Raw genomic sequence first — 17,787 nt, 5'->3', positions numbered from 1 at the left:
TCTCTGCCTTAGCTTCAACTTTCCTTTGCCTTAGGTTCGTTATTCCTTCGTTCATTGTTCGTCTTTTATTCGTTGTAGAGCCACTGTAGAGCCACTGTAGAGCCACTGTAGAGCCACTGTAGAGCCACTGTAGAGCCACTGTAGAGCCACTGTAGAGCCACTGTAGAGCCACTGTAGAGCCACTGTAGAGCCACTGTAGAGCCACTATAATACCACCCTTTGTTTGTATTAGCGTCGTTGTAGTTTCTTCTCAGCGAGAGGGGATAAAGAGGGTAGCTTCTCTTTGTTCATTAATTATTTTCTTTAAGATTACTATAATTTTTAAATACATAAACGAAAATAATAGAAATTTCCTCCTATCACTTTTTGCTCATCTGCTATCAAAAATATTTAAATGTTTAATAGTTAGACAATTAAATTTTATACATTTTTCTTCATTATCAAAAATTAGCCACAATTTTGATAGTGTTTGACCGATTTTTGATAGTGCTATACTTTCTTTTGCCTTACCTTTGCCTCCGAAAAAACATCGTATTTTCATCAATGCGAAGAAAATAAAACCAATTGTTAAAAAACAAATACCAATATGATGAGTAGAAAGATAAACAAGCGCATTTTACTATCGCTTTTGCTCTGCAACTGTTCGGGTGCTCTTTTCGCCCAACAAGTAAAAGGAGTGGTGAAAGCAAAATCCGACAACAGCCCTATGATGGGTGTAAGTGTGGTGGTAAAGCACAAAACAGTAGGTGCTTCTACTGATTTCGACGGGAATTATACCCTTCAACCCGTTGTAGCCACCGATAGTTTGGTCTTTTCTTATATAGGCTACAAATCCCAAACCGTAGCCGTGAAAGGACGCAAGGAAATAAACGTAAGTTTAGAAGAAGAGGTGACTACTCTCGAAGGAGTTACCGTTTCTGTAGGGTATCGTACTGAACGTAAAACCGACCTTACCGGTGCAGTATCAGTAGTAAAGGTAAACGAGATGATGTCTACTGCCGAAAACAACCCTATGAAAGCCCTCCAAGGTCGTGTAGCAGGTATGCAAGTAACCGATAATGGGGGTCCTGCTGGTAAAGCTACCATTCGCATTCGCGGTATCGGTACACTTAATAACAACGACCCTCTTTATATCATCGATGGAGTACCTACTCAGGGCGGTATGCACGAGCTGAACTCTAACGATATCGAGAGTATACAAGTGTTGCGTGACGCTTCGGCAGCAAGTATCTACGGGTCACGTGCTGCCAATGGGGTCATCGTTATTACTACCAAAAAAGGTAGAAACGGAGTGTTAAAGGTAGATTTCGACCATTATACTACCGTTTCGATGTTTCACTCTCGTATGAAGATGCTCAATGCTAATGAGTATGCACAAGTGCTTTGGAAAGCAGCCGTAAACCGTGGTAACGACCCTAACCAAAACGCTTTAGGTATTCACTACGATTATACTACCGATGCCAATGGTCACAGCACCCTTAATAATTTGTATTATCCACGTCAGTATTTCGATAAGTCAGGAAGCCCTATGCTCCCTTCTAATACCGATTGGTTCAAGGAAATCACTCGTATGGGGGTAACTGAATCTTATAACCTTTCGGTTACCAATGGTACTGAAAAAGGTAACTACTTCCTTTCGTTAGGCTATTACAACAACGATGGTTTGGTAAAGAATACCGATTTCTCTCGCCTCTCTGCGCGTATCAATACCGATTACAAACTCTTTGGCGATGTAGTAACCATAGGTGAAAACTTCACTGTAAACCGTACCAGCGAGGTAGAGCAACCTTACCAAATTACCGAAGCAGCAATGATAGCTGTACCTTTCATTCCGGTACGCACTCAAGACGGTAAACATTGGGGAGGTCCTGTAAATGGGTTGCCCGACCGTCAGAACCCTGCTCGCTTAGTAAACGACAATAAGAATAATCGTTATAACTACTGGCGTATGTTCGGGAATGCTTTTGTAAACATTAAACCTATTGATAAGCTCAATATCCGTTCTAACTTTGGGGTAGATTACGGTAATTTCTATAAACGTACACTCAATCATTCGTATATTTCCGGTTTTATGGAAGAAGGCAAAGAAAAAACCTTCTCTCAACTCGAACAATCTCACTGGACGAAATGGAACTGGGCAAATACAGCTACCTACGACTTCGAGCTTGGTAAGAGTCGATTTGAAACCTTAGCAGGTATGGAAATGTTCTCACAAGATGATATAAACTTCTCTGTAAAAGGTACTACTCTTGCCTTAGAAACTCCTGAATATATGTGGCCTAATCTCGCTACAGGAGGTATTACAGGAGGTGGTGGAGCTACCGGTTATAAGTTGCTTTCTTTCTTCGGAAAAATCAACTATGCTTTTGATAACAAATACCTCGCTTCAGCTACTCTTCGTCACGATGGTTCTTCTCGCTTTGCCAAAGAGAACCGCTGGGGTACTTTCCCTGCTTTCAACTTGGGTTGGCGTCTTTCTCAAGAAGCCTTTATGGAGAATATTCGCAATACCGTTTCTGAAATCAAATTGCGCTTCGGTTGGGGGCAAAACGGTAACCAAGAAATCGGTAACTACTCTATTTACGATATTTACGATCCTTACTATGGGGTAACAGGCGACTATATTTGGTCTGGAACAGGTATTTGGAATACCTCTTACGATATCGAAGGAAAAGGCTCTGGTCAGTTAGCTTCTGGTTTCCGTCGCAGTCGTCTCGGTAACAAAGATCTCAAATGGGAAACTACCACACAAACCAACTTCGGGTTAGACTTCGGTTTCTTTAATAACAATCTCTACGGTTCGGTAGAATACTATATCAAAAAGACCAAAGACATCTTGGTAGAACCTCCTTATGCAGGTATCAAGGGTGAAGGTGCTACCCAATGGGTAAATGGTGCTGGTATGGAAAACAAAGGTTGGGAAGTATCAGTAGGTTATCGTAACGAGACCAAAGGCGGACTCAAATACGATATCAATGCCAACGTTTCAACCAATAAAAATAAAGTTACTGAATTACCAGAATCTGTAGTCAATGCTTACGGCGGAAATGGTAAATGGGATAATATCTTAGGTCGTCCTTATCAATCTTATTACGGTTATGTAGCTGATGGTATCTTCAAAACCCAAGAAGAACTCGATCAGCACCCTATACAAAACGGTAAAGGTATTGGTCGTATCCGCTACCGCGATTTGAATAACGATGGAGTAGTAAACGAAGACGACCGCACTTGGATAGGGACTCCTTACCCTGATTTTATCTACGGTCTCAATCTCAACTTAGAGTACAAAAACTTCGATTTTACCCTCTTCTTGCAAGGCGTACAGAATGTCGATATTATCAACGATGTGAAAAAACATACTGACTTTTGGAGTGTGGTGGATACCTACTCCAATAAAGGACGCCGTTTGCTCGATGCTTTCGACCCCGTTACCAATCCTAGTTCCGATATTCCAAGTGTAGCTTATACCGATGATAATAACGAAGGGCGTATGTCTACTTACTATGTAGAGAATGGCTCTTACCTAAAACTTCGTAACGTACAGTTAGGCTATACTTTACCTAAAGAAGTATCCGAAAGAATTAAGCTCAGCAAGTTGCGCTTGTATGTAAGCGGTCAGAATCTCTTTACTATCAAGAGCAAATCGTTTACAGGTAAAGACCCTGAAAACCCTAATTATGGTTATCCTATCCCAATAACATTCACTATGGGATTGAATGCTAGCTTTTAAATTATCAATAGTCTGACGTCTGATAAATAATAATAAAATGAAAAAGATAATATATACCACCACAATATTTGCAACTCTACTTACAGGTTGCAACTTCTTAGACGATAATCCACAAGGGATTATGACCGAGAAAGAAGCTATCTCTAAAGCCGATGAGTTGGTAACTACTGCTTATTCGTCTTTGGGTAACGACCACTACGATGTACCTTTTAGTCTTTGGATTTACGGTAACGTACGTGCCGATGACGCTTATAAAGGCGGACAAGACGTGAGCGATATCCAGCATTTCCATTTCTATGAAATCGCTCAGAATATCGACCCTACTTTTGGTGAAGCTGACCGCTTTTGGTTTATGTGTTATATGGCTATTTCGCGTACCAATACTGCTCTGAAAGCCTTGCAACAGGCTTCCGATGCTGAAGTAGTAAATCGTCAATCGCGTATGGGCGAAATGTATTTCTTACGAGGTCATTTCTATTTCGTGTTGAAGACTATCTTTGGGCATATTCCTTTTGTAGATGAGAATACACCTGATAGTGCTTACGAAACCACCCCTAACACTTTGCCTAATGATGAACAATGGCAAAAAATAGTAGCCGATTTCAAAAAAGCTTACGACTTATTGCCTAATACCCAACCTCAAAAAGGTAGAGCTGATAAATATGCAGCAGCAGCTTATTTAGCTAAAGCCTATTTGTACAAAGCGTATCGCCAATCAGAAAACAATAGTGTAACAGGTATCAATAGCCAAGATTTGCAAGAGGTACTTACTTATACAAGTTTTGCATTAGGTTCTTCTTATGGTTTGGAAGATGACTTTGCGTTTAACTTCCTCCCCGGTGGTTATGAAAATGGTAAAGAATCTCTCTTTGCGGTACAATACTCAGTGGACGATGGTACCCAGTACGGACGTCTCAACTGGGGTGATCAGCTCTCTACTCCACAGAAGTTAGGGTGTTGTGATTTTCATAAACCAAGTCAGAATTTGGTAAACGCCTTCAAAACAGTGAATGGCTTACCTGATTTTGATAACTTCAACAACAACGATTACAACGCTGCTAGTGATAAAGCCGACCCTCGTTTGTTCCACACTGTTGCCTTACCTGGCTTGCCTTATAAGTACAACACCGAGTTGATTTACAAGAACGACTGGAACCGCAATAGCAATGTGTATGGCTTCTATGCATCACTCAAAGAAAATGTAGACCCTTCTTGCTCTTGCTTCCGCAATATCAACCCTTTCCGCGGTAACTCTAAGAATCGTATTCTTATCCGTTACGCCGATGTACTTCTAATGCGTGCCGAAGCTCTTATCGAGCTCAACCGTAGCAACGAAGCCCTTGCACTTATCAACCAAGTGCGCCAACGTGCTAAACAAAGTACTTCGCTTATCGGTTATGCCACAAACACCGATATAGCCTTGTACCAAGATGGAGTAAACATCACTTGGAATCAAGAAAACGCACGCAAAGCACTCCGTTGGGAACGCCGTTTAGAGTTTGCTATGGAAGGCTCTCGTTTCTTCGACCTTGTACGCTGGGGTATCGCCGACCAAGTACTCAACGACTATTTCACTAAAGAGAAAACACGTCGTCCAGCGATATTCAGCAGTGCTTATTTCACTAAAAATAAAAATGAGTATATCCCTATTCCACAAAACCAAATAGGGTATGTAAAAGGTATTTACAAACAAAATGCAGGATTCTAATATGAAAACAATAGTACACAAACTCGCCCTCAGTGTAGTAGCTTTGCTCGGCTTACTCAGCTGTGACGAAAAGCACGAAGGCGAACTTATTAACGACAAAGAGGCAAAAATTAATGTCTTTCAAGCCGATGGTATCGATGGGATTATAGACGAGGAGAAACAAACTATCACGGTGTATGCTCCTTGGAATACCGATCTTACCAAAATGACCACTTCCCTCTCATTGCCCGAGGGAGCTACCTCAGTGCCTACTGCAGGAACGAATGTCGATTTGAGCAAAGGTGCCAAATACCGCATTTTTAATGGTAACCTCTATTGGGATTACACTGTTACCGCTCAATATCCACAGTTAGAGAATTTTGCTATTGGCAAATACAAAGCTACGATTGACCACAGTACGGGTAAGATAAGCGTGAAATACCCTAAGGGTGAAAGCCTTACTGCGCTTACCCCCACCTTCAGCACAACACCTAATGCTACTGTGAGCCCTGCTTCGGGAGTTACCCAAAACTTTACCCAAAGCGTTACTTATACTATGAGTTATCGTGGGAAAAACTTTGTGTATAGCGTAGAGATTATCCCTACTAACTTTGCACCTATTGCCTTTGTAGGTACAGCTAACAGTGCTTCTGCTATAGCTGATGAAGACGAGAAAGCGGCTTACACTTGGCTTACCGAAAATTACGACACTGCTAAATACATTTCGTTTAGCGACATCAAGGACGGCAAAGTTAATCTCAACGACTACAAAGTGATTTGGTGGCATTGGGATAACAACAAAGAGTTGCCAGCTGAAGCCAAAGCAGATGCTGTTGTGAATAAGATGAAACAATTCTATGCTGCTGGTGGCTCGTTCTTATTGTCTTCTTGGGCAGTACAATACGTAGTCGATTTAGGTATCGCCTTAGACGGCAAGGTAGTAAACAATATGTGGGGTGAAAATAACGTTCCATTTACAGTAGGTGAAGATTGGTCACTTTGCTACAAAGGCAATGAAAACCACCCATTGTTTAAAGGATTGACTAAAAAGTCGGGGGTTGATTATATATCCTTCTTTCTTTCTAAAGGAACAAATACAAAAGGACATAATGCTATTTGGAACTTCGATTGGGGAGATTATGAACATAATGCTGCAGGTTGGCAAACTGCTGCAGGCTCTAAAATATTAGCGAGTTTGCATTGGGACGTAACGATGAGCAATCGCGCTGTCATCTTTGAATACCTCAAACGAGGCAATGCAGGTCGCACTATCTGTATAGGTAGTGAAGCTTACGACTGGTATAACGAAAACAATTCACCTGCCAATGCTTATAAGGGCAATATCGAATTGCTCACTGCCAACGCCTTAGAATATTTAGCGAATTAATAGAAACATAAAATACCTCTTTTCATACGTATATGTGTAACCGTCCTTTCTTCCCCCTTTTTAAGGGAGAATAGGAGGAGGTTAAATAATTAAAAAGAGGTTAAAATTAAATTAATAAACAATGAAAAAGACACTTACATTGGCACTTTGTGCTACCGCTTTAATAGCTTGTGAAAAAAAAGAATATTGTAGTAACGACCCTAATGCGGCTCCCGATGCTTCTACTTGTTATGCCGTACAAGATTATGGTCGTACTTATAAGCATTTCTTCCAGCCCAAGAACGCTTGGGTAGGAGACCCTATGCCGTTCTATGACAACGGTAAGTTCCATATCTTCTATCTCTACGACCAACGTCCAGCACCTGCAACCTTCCACCCTTGGTATAGTGCTACCACTACTGATTTGGTTAATTATACTGATAATGGTGAAGCAATTGCTTGTGGTGCCGACGGTTCGCACGAAGATGCCCTCGGTACAGGTTCAGTATTCAAAGATGGCAATACCTATTACGCCTTTTATACGGGGCACAACGGCGATTTAGACCCCAAAGAAATCATCTATTGGGCTACCTCTACCGATTTGAAAACGTGGACAAAGGATACACAACACTCCTTCCGTGCTCCTGATAAGTACGATGCCAATGAGTTCCGCGACCCTATTGTATTTAAAGAAGGAAATGCCTATAAGATGCTCGTCAGCACCCGTGCCGATATAGGAAGCGGTGTATGGAAAGGTGTCGTAGCACAATTCACTTCTACCGACCTTAAGAACTGGACAAAAGACCCGAACACTCCCTTCTTCTATACTGACCCTAGTGCTTTTATGGTAGAGTGTCCCGATGTGTTTACACAAGGAAACTATCAGTATTTAATATTCTCTAACATCGAAGAAAGCGTGCGCCGTGTGCAATACAGATACCGTCGTGTAGGTGACAAGAATTGGATTACCCCTGCACAACAAGACTTAGATGACCGTGTGTTCTATGCTGGAAAAACCGCTACCGACGGCACTCACCGCTATATATGGGGGTGGAATCCTTCGCGTATCAACTACGAAGATAATTCCGCTTATCACTGGGGAGGTTCTTTGGCTGTTCACGAGCTCACTCAAAACAGCGATGGTACCCTCAACGTAAAAATGCCTACCGCGTTCGATAGCAAACAAGCGGTATCTGCTTCTTTGGGTAGCATTTCGTTAGATAATAATACTCGTGTGTTCGACCGCCTTGGCACTGGGTTCAACAAAATAGTTGCCAAAATCAAAGCCAATACCGCCACAGAGTTTGGGGTGATGTTTGGCGCTTGTGGTAACCTTTATGAAACCTACCGCGTAACGATTAATCTCAACAAAGGAGAGTTACAACTCAACCGTGTGATTAGAGACGGAGGCACTGCTACCATTAATAGCATAAAACTTCCCGTGAACGCCAACAAGGAATACACCGTGAAAATAGTGCAAGAAGGCTCGGCAGCCGCAATCTATGTGAACGATGTAGTAGCCCTTTCTATCCGTTGCTATAAGATGAACCAAAACCCTTGGGGTATCTTTGCTAACGGAACAGCAAACTTTACTTTTTAGGTAAAAGGTAAAAGATAAAAGGTAAAAAGAGGAAGAGTGAACCTAAGATGAAGGAAAGACGAACAAAGGACGAAGGAAAGACGAAGGAAAGACGAACAAAAGACGAAGGAAAGACGAACAAAAGATGAGTCTAAGGCAAAGCTAAAGCGAACCTAAGGCGAAGGACGGGTATAAACATCTTATCTTTTACCTCAAAAACAGATACTTTCATTACTTTATAAGTCTCAGCTTCCTCCCTCTCCTTAGTGAGAGGGAATGAAGATGAGGAATTAGTTTACTTATTTGCTAATTCAAATAAAAATAATGTATATTTGTACCATCTTTTGATTAAAAGAGATATAAAAAAGTATATGAATAACAAACTAATAGCAGGATTAGGAGTCTTAACGCTCACTGCCTGCCAGCAAAACACCGATAACCTCATTATCGAGGACTTCGAGTCGGGCACTTATGCCAATTGGACGGTAGAAGGCGACGCCTTTGGCGCGACTCCCGCCACCGGTAGCTATACCGGTCAGCAGCCCGTAATAGACTTTGAAGGCAAATTCCTCGCCAACAGCTTCAACAACGGCGACGACTCTCGAGGAACGCTTACGTCAAAAGAGTTTACTATCAAGCGTGATTACATCAACTTCCTCATAGGAGGAGGTACGCACCCTGATACCTATATCGAGCTTTTAGTCGAGGGGAAAAGTGTGCTACAAACGCGCTCTCTATTCGAGACCGAAACCCTACAATGGCTCACTTGGGACGTAAAACCCTATAAAAACAAGAAAGCTACTATCCGCATTGTCGATAACCAACGTGGCGGATGGGGGCATATCCTCATCGACCAAATCGAACAAGGCAACAAACAAAAAAGCGTTTTTATGACTGATTACACCCGTACCTTTGAAGCCAAAGACAAGTACCTGCTCATCCCTATCGAAGACCAAGCAGTTGAAAACAAAGTTCAACTCTCGGTAGACGGGACTCTTGTAGGCGAGCCAATGACGATACGCATCGCCCAAAACAAAATAGACTACTGGATGCCTATCGCTATCGAGGCGTACAAAGGCAAGAAAGTAACCCTTACTTTCGCAGTAGCCAAAACTACCGATATGGGATTAGCCGAAATCAAACAGTCGGCTGAATATAACTTCAACTACAACGAAAAATACCGTCCGCTATACCACTTCACCCCTCAATATGGCTGGATGAACGACCCTAACGGAATGGTATACCTCGACGGAGTATTCCACCTCTTCTATCAATACAACCCTTACGGAGCGCGCTGGGGCAATATGCACTGGGGGCACACCGTTTCCAAAGACTTGGTGAATTGGGAATACAAGCCTTATGTATTAGTCCCCGATAAGTTAGGAGCGATTTTCTCAGGCAGTGCTGTGATTGACCACGAGAACACAGCCGGCTTTGGCAAAGGAGCTATGGTGGCTATTTTCACCTCAGCAGGCGAACGCCAAACCCAATCTATTGCTTATAGCCTCGATGGCGGAAAAACCTTCACCAAATACGAAGGAAACCCCGTACTCACTGATGCCAATATCATCGACTTCCGCGACCCGAAAGTATTCTGGCACGCACCCTCTAAACAATGGGTGATGAGCCTTGCCACTACCCAAACCATTACCTTCTATGGTTCTAAGAACCTCAAAGAATGGACACGCCTCAGTGAGTTTGGCGAAGGCTTAGGCGGACACGGCGGTGTGTGGGAATGCCCTGATCTCTTCCCGCTTACTTATGAAGGAAAAACCAAATGGGTGCTCTTCGTGAGTATCAACCCAGGAGGACCTAACGGCGGAAGTGCTACTCAGTACTTTATCGGTAATTTCGATGGCAAAACCTTCACCCCCGATACTATGAGCTATCCGCTTTGGTTAGACTACGGACGTGATAATTATGCAGGTGTAACGTGGAGTAATGTCCCCGCTACCGATGGTCGCCGTCTCTTCATAGGCTGGATGAGCAACTGGGATTACGCCAATGAAACCCCTACTCAAAATTTCCGTAGCGCGATGACCGTTGCCCGCGTTTTGCGTTTGGTGCATAATGGCGAGCACTTGGTAGTAGCCAGTGAGCCCGTAAAAGAGTTGGAGAGCTTGCGTCGTGAAGCAGTGCTTTTAGGTGATAAAACACGTACCAACACCTCTGATGCTATAACGTTCGAAAACTTCTTGCCCAATAATCAAGGCGCTTATGAACTCACTTTCACGGTAACCCCTAACGAAACCGATAGCTTTAGCTTTGCCCTTGAGAACGCCAAAGGTGAAACTATCAAATACCTATTTGATGGCGCTAATAAAACTCTATCGGTAGACCGCAGTAAGAGCAGTGTAGCCTTCAATGCCAACTTCGCCGAAACGCTTATCAAAGCACCAATGGTAGCTAAGAAAAGCTATACCGTACGCTTATTGGTAGACAAATCTTCTACCGAACTCTTTGTGAACAACGGCGAAGTAGTACAAACCAATGCGGTATTTCCTAGCGAAGTGTACAATACCCTCCGCTTCAATACCAGCAAAGGTACCCTCACTCTTAACAATGTAACTGTCTATAAATTGAAATAATAATCCTCTCCCTCTGCCCCTCTCACAAGGAGAGGGGAGTGCGTGAGACTAATAATATATTCATAGTATGCAACAGAATAATAACTATCTAAAATATTTATTGCCCGTACTTCTATCATTCTTCTGTATGGGCTTCGTAGACCTTGTAGGCGCCGCCTCTAACTTTGTAAAAGACGATTTTAGCTTGACCGAAACCACCGCCAAAGCGCTCCCTGCAATGGTATTCTTTTGGTTTCTGCTTTTCTCAGTGCCCACAGGCGTACTGATGAGCAAAATAGGTCGTCGTAAAACCGTACTCCTCAGCTTAGTGATTACCATCTTAGCAATGGTAGTGCCTTTTATCAGCTACAACTATACCACTATGCTGGTAGCTTTCTCCTTGCTTGGTATTGGTAACACACTGATGCAAGTATCGCTAAACCCTCTAATGTCAGCCATAGTAAAAGGCGACAAACTCGCGAGTTCACTCACTTTTGGTCAGTTTATCAAGGCAATAGCCTCGTTTTCTGCCCCCTTGCTAATGAGTTTCTGCTTTGATAAATTTAATGATTGGCGACTTTTCTTCCTGCTCTTTGTAGCTATTTCGGTAGTATCCCTCTTGTGGCTTGGAGCTACCCATATTGAAGAAGAGAAAAACGACAGTAAAAACGCCACCTTTGCCGAGTGTTTTGCACTGCTTGCTAACCCTTATGTGCTCTTGTGTTTTATTGGCATTATGTGCCACGTAGGGATAGACGTAGGAGTTAATGCCTCAGCACCTACAATCTTTATGGAACGTTTAGGGCTTACCACTACCCAAGCCTCTTTTGCTACCAGCTGGTATTTCTTGTTCCGTACCATAGGATGTTTGTCAGGAGCTTATATTCTCACCAAAGTATCACCTAAGAATTTCTTTACCCTTAGTGTGCTTTGTATGGTAGCCTCAATGGCGATACTGTTCTTTTTCAGTGATAAGACAATGCTCTACACTGCTATTGCTTTGGTAGGTTTTGGCAATTCCAATGTATTCTCAATCATCTTCTCGCAAGCCCTCTTGCAGAACCCTACTAAGAAAAACGAAGTGTCAGGTTTGATGATTATGGGACTCTTTGGCGGTACTGTCTTCCCTTTTGCAATGGGCTTAGCCTCCGATGCGATGAACGGTTCACAGATAGGAGCCCTTATTGTCCTCAGCATAGGAGTATTATACCTATTGCTAATGAGCACCCGACTCAAAGCAAATGCTAATAGTTAGTCGTTAGAGAGCCCTACAAATTGTATAAGTTGGATTAGTCAGAAAGATCTGACGACTGATAGTATTTATTATTAGTAGTAGGAAATCTCAAAAAGAATTTATAACTTTGTACGCTGAAAAAGAATTAACAACAACACTCTCGCCTCCTTCCCCCAAGGGGAAGACAGAGGAGAGGATAACATATAATACGATGAAAAATACAGTAGTAGGATTGGGAGAAATCCTTTGGGATGTCTTCCCTGAAAGAAAAGTATTAGGCGGTGCGCCCGCTAATTTCGCTTACCACGTGTCGCAATTTGGCTTCAACGGCTATGCTGTGAGTGCCATTGGAGGCGATCTACTCGGTAAGGAAATACTAAAAAGTTTAGAAGAAAAAGAACTCAACTACATCATTGAGAAGACTGATTTCCCCACAGGTACTGTAAAAGTACAGTTAGACGGTCGCGGGGTGCCTACCTATGAGATTAGCGAAAATGTAGCGTGGGACAATATTCCATTCTCTTCGCGAATTGAGAACTTAGCAAAGAACACTAATACTGTGTGCTTCGGGTCGTTAGCACAACGCAGTGAAATATCGCGTGCCACTATCCACAAGTTCTTAGATTTAATGCCTGCCGAGAGTTTAAAAGTATTCGATATCAACCTCCGCTTGAAATATTTCAGCAAAGAGGTAATTGCCGATTCGTTAGACAAGGCAACTGCATTAAAAATCAACGATGAGGAGATAGTGAAAGTGGCTGAAATGTTCAATTTGCAAGGAACTGATGAAGAGGTATGTAAGCACCTATTGGAGAAATACAATCTCAAATTCCTTATCTTAACACAAGGTACAAGAGGTAGTTATGTGTTTACGCCTAATGAGAAATCGTTCTTAGGTACGCCTAAGGTTACCATCGCCGATACAGTAGGAGCTGGAGACTCGTTCACAGCTGCTTTTGTAGCCTCTTACCTCAATGGTCGCAGTATTGCCCAATCGCATCAATTAGCGGTAGAAGTATCGGCTTACGTGTGTCAGCAACACGGTGCGATGCCTCGCCTCGCCGATGCTCATTTGGAGTTGTTTAGATAAAATGACTTTTAGGAAGTATCATATACTTTTTTTATATTTCGCTCTCTTTGCTTGCCTTGCTTGCCAAAGGGAGCGAAACCCCCGTTATGTGATAGGGGTGTCGCAGTGCAGTGAAGACCTTTGGCGACAAACGATGAACGAGGAGCTAAAACGCGAAGTAGCCCTTTACCAAGCCAATACTGAGCTACTGATTCGCAGTGTGAAAGACGATACTCCTAAGCAAATTGCCGATATAGAGTGGTTCATAGAACAAAAGGTAGATGTGCTCGTGGTTTCGCCTAACGAGTCGGAAGCGTGTACACCAGTTATTGAAAAGGCTTACCAGCAGGGTATTCCCGTGATTTTGGTAGATAGGAAAATAGCTACTGAGAGTTATACTGCCTATGTGGGAGCTAATAATTACCAAATAGGTAAAGAAGCGGGACACTATGCGATAGGTATTCTCAAAGGCAAAGGCAATATAGCCGAAGTGCGTGGTACCAAAGGCTCAACCTCCGATGCGGAACGCCATAAAGGCTTTGTAGATGCCCTTAATAATGCTCCTGAGGTGCGAATAGTAGCCGAGACCTGGGGCAACTTCCTCAAAGCAGATGCCAAAGTGCAAATGCAACAACTTTTTCAACAACACCCCAATATCGACCTTGTGTTTGCGATGAACGACCCAATGGCAGCGGGTACTCACGAAGCAGCGATGCAATTCAACGGTAAAATACCCTTTATCATAGGGGTAGATGCGCTACAACAAGAAGGAATTAGCAATATAGAGAACAACGTGCAAGACGCATCGTTTATCTATCCTACGGGAGGAGAAAAGGTTATTGACCTTGCAATGAAAATACTCCATAAACAACCTTTTGAGCGCGAGAATATCCTCAATACCGCTGTGGTGGACAAGAGCAATGTGCGTATTTTACAGTTGCAAACAGAGCAAATTGCTCAAAAACAAGCTAAGATAGAGGATATCAATCAGCAGCTGAGTGAGAGCCTTATTCAGCATACTACTCAGCGTACACTCTTCTACATTTCTATTATTGCTATTGGTTTGATTACTATATTTTTGGCAATAGCTATCAGAGCATATCGCACCAAGAGTCGTGCAAATAATCTGTTAGAAAAACAAAATGAAGAAATCAAACGTCAGGCTACCGAATTGCAACAACAGAAAGAACGCTTAGAGGAAATCTCGGCGCAATTAGAAGAGGCGACCCAAGCCAAATTACTTTTCTTTACCAATATTTCTCACGAGTTCAAAACACCGTTGTCGCTTATTTTAGGACCTGTGCAGACGCTTTTGGCTCACAATTCACTCCCCAAAGAAGAACAAGACTTGTTATTCCTCATCAAAAAGAACAGCAACCGACTTTTGCATCTCATTTCCGAAGTAATTGAGTTCCGCAGTTATGAGAATGGCAAGATGCAAATGTACTTCACTAAGGGCAATCTAAAACGGTTTCTTACTGAACTCAATTCTTTTTTTAGTGACCGTATCAAACAAAAGAAACTCAACTTTCAGTTTCTTGCCGAAGATACTTCTTTTGAAATGGCTTTCGATAAGGAAAAAGTAGAGAAAATCTACTTCAACCTGCTTTCTAATGCACTGAAATTTACACCTCAAGGAGGAAGTATCACCGTGTCGTTAGAAAAAGAAGACCTTCCCCTAACCCCCTCCAAAGGAGGAGTAGCTGTGCTACGTGTGTTCAATAGCGGTTCATATATCCCAAAAGACAAACAAAGTGAGGTGTTTGAGCACTTCTACAAAATAAATCCCGATAGCGAAGGTTCGGGTATAGGTTTGGCTTTGGTACAAGCCTTAGTAGCCTCACACAACGGTACTATCAGCGTAGAGAGTACAGAAGGGGAGGGGACAACCTTCCTCATTCGCCTGCCTTTTACTCAAGAACAAGTATCGGTAAAAGCGGTATACGACAGCAATTACATAGAAACCCATCTCGACTTATTGCCTTCGTTGCCCGCACCTACCGAGAAACTCAAACTACCTACGGTTTCTCCAACGGCTTCGGAGAAACCTACTGTACTGATTGTGGAAGATAACGAGGATATGCGTCAGTTTATTCGATATATCCTCAGTGATGACTATAACCTTATCGAAGCTGAAAACGGTGAAGAAGGCTTTGAAGTCGCTAAAAAGCACCTTCCCGATGTAGTAATCAGCGATGTGATGATGCCCAAGACTGATGGCTTCGATTTATGTCAGTTGATAAAAACTAACGTGGCTACTAATCATATTCCTGTGATTTTGCTCACCGCTTATGCGTTAGACGAACAGAAGCAAGTGGGCTTCGAGAGTGGTGCCGATGCCTATATTGCGAAACCTTTCAACATAAAATTACTGAAAACACGAGTGCGCAAGCTCATTGAGAACCGCAAGAAGATACGTGAGAGTTTTAGTAATTTCCTCTTGAACGAAACTAAACAAGAGACTTTAGGTAAGGTAGAACAGCAGTTTATCACCGATTTTACGCATTACGTAGAGAACTCTATCGCCAATCCTGAAATGAATATAGACGAAATAGCCGATGCCTTAGGTTTGTCGCGCTCTAACCTATATCGCAAAATCAAATCCCTCACCGACTATTCGCCTAATGAGCTTATTCGTACCATACGAGTAAAATACGCTAAGCAGTTGCTCAACAGCAAAGCCAAGAGCATCTCGGAAGTCGCTTATGAAGTAGGATTTTCTTCTCCTTCCTACTTTGCGAAATGCTTTAAAGATTTTTACAACGAGAGTCCGACAGAGTACTTGGAACGGATTAGGTAGTGTTATAGACCGCTTTAAAATCTTGCACTGATTTTTCCCAGATAATTTTTTAATTAACGCGAGTTTGATGTAAGAAAAGTGTAGCTTACGCTACAGAAATCTTACAAATCTTTAAAGAATCAAACAAATAGGCAATAAATTGCCTGAAAGTCTTGCACTGATTTTTTCCAGATAATTTTTTAATTAACGCGAGTTTGATGTAAGAAAAGTGTAGCTTACGCTACAGAAATCTTACAAATCTCTAAAAAAAATCAAACAAATAGGCAATAAATTGCCTGAAAATCTCGCACAGATTACACGGATAGTCTTTCAATTGACAAATGTGATGGGCACGAATTGGCAACTGCGTTGCTGGATTTCACAGATTGCAATGTAAACGTAGCTGTAAATCAGTATTATATATATGTTGAACTGAGATTAATTAGCAAATGAGGAAATGAGAGAATTAGAAAATTTGGAAATTAGCAAATGGGGTAAATGCCAATAATGCCAGAAATACCAGAAATGCCAATAATACCACCAAGAGGAATGGACGGGTCGGACAGGTCAGAGGAGGGGTTAGAGGATTCGGAAGAAAACGGAGATTTTCAGAAGGAGGTTAAGAGAGTTTTTGATGAAAAAAGGGTGTAAGGAGGGTATGGTTAGCTTATAGAGAGCTTATAGGGAGCTTATACGAATCTTGGAAGATTGGTATAGGAAGGGTGTATAAGTAGTTGATTCTTACTGTAATACAACAGTGAAAAAAATGTTAAAAGTAGGGTTTCGAGGCGAAAGAAAAGGGAAGAAAAGCCGAATGACGAATGACGAATGATGAGGGTAATGTGGTGAAAAACTTCTCTTGGAAGATTGTTATAAAAAAGGTATGAAGCATTGGTTTTAAGTGAGATTTTTTTGTGTATTCGGGATTGATTTTATACTTTTGCGTCTTATTAAATAATATGCTTAAAAACGATGAAACGATTACTTTATATGTTATTGGCGCTATTGTCTTCGGCTTCTGCCTATTCACAAATGCTTTTTTCGGAAAACCTTACTATGACGATAGACAGCACCAAAACTCTGCAAGGGAGCCTAATGCCTATCTTGGATTTTAAAACCGAAAAAGAAGATGTCTTCACTTTTAAAAATACGGCTAATCTCAACTTGCTTATCAATTGCAATAGGATTATTAATGTAATTAACAAGTTTGAGTTATCTACTTATGGTAGTCAAGTAATATTAAGTGGTGGCTATGTGCATATGGAGTACCGCTATCTGTTAGACCACGCTTTTGAGGTGTATCCTTATGCTGAGTCGCAATGGGCAGAGAGCAGGGGAATGAACCACAAGATTTCTACCGGCTTACAATCGCGTTATCGGTTGCTGAATACTCAATCCTCGCTGATGTTTGCTGCGGTGGGCTTCTTCTTTGAATACGAAAAATGGGAATATCCTGCTCCCGATAACGTTGAGGCTACTTATGCTTACAGTCGCAGTATCAAAAGTCATTTGTCGCTCAGTTATAAACTTCGAATAGGTGAAAAATGGGAGCTTACCACTACTGCCATTCATCAAACTAGACCTGATAGTACTTTTAAGGAAGCGCGCTATGGTGGGGCTATCGACCTCAAATACAATATTACGCCTACCATAGGTATACTTGGTACCTACCGACTTATCTACGACTCTGCCCCTATTGTACCTATAAAAAAGGACTATCATTCGCTTGAAGTAGGGCTTAATATTTCTTTCTAATTTCCCCATTTGCTAATTTAC

10 protein-coding genes are annotated in these 17,787 nt (G+C 42.0%); all 10 read left to right on the top strand.

Features of this window, described 5'->3' with window-relative positions:
* The first annotated feature begins 586 nt into the window (after positions 1–586).
* The 10 genes from COCH_RS01160 to COCH_RS01120 all read left to right on the top strand — a co-directional run bounded on the left by COCH_RS01160 (position 587) and on the right by COCH_RS01120 (position 17,766).
* The gene (locus tag COCH_RS01160; RefSeq protein ID WP_012796990.1) at positions 587–3,730 is read left to right on the top strand and encodes a SusC/RagA family TonB-linked outer membrane protein; all 3,144 of its coding nucleotides are present in this window, start codon (positions 587–589) and stop codon (positions 3,728–3,730) included.
* A 37-nt stretch (positions 3,731–3,767) separates the two neighbouring features.
* Positions 3,768–5,438, top strand: coding sequence for a RagB/SusD family nutrient uptake outer membrane protein (locus tag COCH_RS01155; protein WP_012796989.1), 1,671 nt, complete (start codon positions 3,768–3,770; stop codon positions 5,436–5,438).
* On the top strand, positions 5,425–6,804 hold the full coding sequence (locus COCH_RS01150) for a DUF4960 domain-containing protein (protein WP_041546611.1): 1,380 nt from the start codon (positions 5,425–5,427) through the stop codon (positions 6,802–6,804). The genes COCH_RS01155 and COCH_RS01150 overlap by 14 nt, the downstream gene beginning before the upstream one ends.
* Positions 6,805–6,925: 121 nt before the next feature.
* Positions 6,926–8,383: a glycoside hydrolase family 32 protein gene (locus tag COCH_RS01145; protein WP_012796987.1), complete on the top strand. Its 1,458-nt coding sequence runs from the start codon at positions 6,926–6,928 to the stop codon at positions 8,381–8,383.
* Between the two features lie 350 nt (positions 8,384–8,733).
* Positions 8,734–10,950, top strand: a complete 2,217-nt coding sequence (locus COCH_RS01140; protein ID WP_012796986.1) for a GH32 C-terminal domain-containing protein — start codon at positions 8,734–8,736, stop codon at positions 10,948–10,950.
* A 67-nt stretch (positions 10,951–11,017) separates the two neighbouring features.
* The gene (locus COCH_RS01135) at positions 11,018–12,184 is read left to right on the top strand and encodes an MFS transporter (RefSeq protein ID WP_012796985.1); all 1,167 of its coding nucleotides are present in this window, start codon (positions 11,018–11,020) and stop codon (positions 12,182–12,184) included.
* Between the two features lie 190 nt (positions 12,185–12,374).
* Entirely contained in the window at positions 12,375–13,253 is an 879-nt protein-coding gene (locus COCH_RS01130) for a carbohydrate kinase family protein (protein WP_009422057.1), read from the top strand.
* On the top strand, positions 13,228–16,032 hold the full coding sequence (locus tag COCH_RS01125; protein ID WP_012796984.1) for a hybrid sensor histidine kinase/response regulator transcription factor: 2,805 nt from the start codon (positions 13,228–13,230) through the stop codon (positions 16,030–16,032). The genes COCH_RS01130 and COCH_RS01125 overlap by 26 nt, the downstream gene beginning before the upstream one ends.
* A 486-nt stretch (positions 16,033–16,518) precedes the next feature.
* Entirely contained in the window at positions 16,519–16,662 is a 144-nt protein-coding gene (locus tag COCH_RS12120) for a hypothetical protein (protein WP_167524713.1), read from the top strand.
* A gap of 321 nt (positions 16,663–16,983) precedes the next feature.
* Positions 16,984–17,766 carry a DUF481 domain-containing protein gene (locus tag COCH_RS01120; protein WP_012796983.1) on the top strand — a complete coding sequence of 261 codons (783 nt, stop codon included), beginning with the start codon at positions 16,984–16,986 and terminating at the stop codon, positions 17,764–17,766.
* The last annotated feature ends 21 nt before the right edge of the window (positions 17,767–17,787 follow it).

The sequence above is a fragment of the Capnocytophaga ochracea DSM 7271 genome (assembly GCF_000023285.1).
In the GTDB taxonomy this organism is placed as follows: domain Bacteria; phylum Bacteroidota; class Bacteroidia; order Flavobacteriales; family Flavobacteriaceae; genus Capnocytophaga; species Capnocytophaga ochracea.
The sequence above is the reverse complement of the archived record's forward strand: the minus strand, read 5'-3'. Positions and strand labels throughout refer to the sequence as shown.

What these genes read in the sequence shown, in the direction of transcription:
- COCH_RS01160 (WP_012796990.1), top strand. Translation starts at nt 587, where the DNA reads ATGATGAGTAGAAAGATAAACAAGCGCATTTTACTATCGCTTTTGCTC.
- COCH_RS01155 (WP_012796989.1), top strand. Translation starts at nt 3,768, where the DNA reads ATGAAAAAGATAATATATACCACCACAATATTTGCAACTCTACTTACA.
- COCH_RS01150 (WP_041546611.1), top strand. Translation starts at nt 5,425, where the DNA reads ATGCAGGATTCTAATATGAAAACAATAGTACACAAACTCGCCCTCAGT.
- COCH_RS01145 (WP_012796987.1), top strand. Translation starts at nt 6,926, where the DNA reads ATGAAAAAGACACTTACATTGGCACTTTGTGCTACCGCTTTAATAGCT.
- COCH_RS01140 (WP_012796986.1), top strand. Translation starts at nt 8,734, where the DNA reads ATGAATAACAAACTAATAGCAGGATTAGGAGTCTTAACGCTCACTGCC.
- COCH_RS01135 (WP_012796985.1), top strand. Translation starts at nt 11,018, where the DNA reads ATGCAACAGAATAATAACTATCTAAAATATTTATTGCCCGTACTTCTA.
- COCH_RS01130 (WP_009422057.1), top strand. Translation starts at nt 12,375, where the DNA reads ATGAAAAATACAGTAGTAGGATTGGGAGAAATCCTTTGGGATGTCTTC.
- COCH_RS01125 (WP_012796984.1), top strand. Translation starts at nt 13,228, where the DNA reads ATGCTCATTTGGAGTTGTTTAGATAAAATGACTTTTAGGAAGTATCAT.
- COCH_RS12120 (WP_167524713.1), top strand. Translation starts at nt 16,519, where the DNA reads ATGCCAGAAATACCAGAAATGCCAATAATACCACCAAGAGGAATGGAC.
- COCH_RS01120 (WP_012796983.1), top strand. Translation starts at nt 16,984, where the DNA reads ATGAAACGATTACTTTATATGTTATTGGCGCTATTGTCTTCGGCTTCT.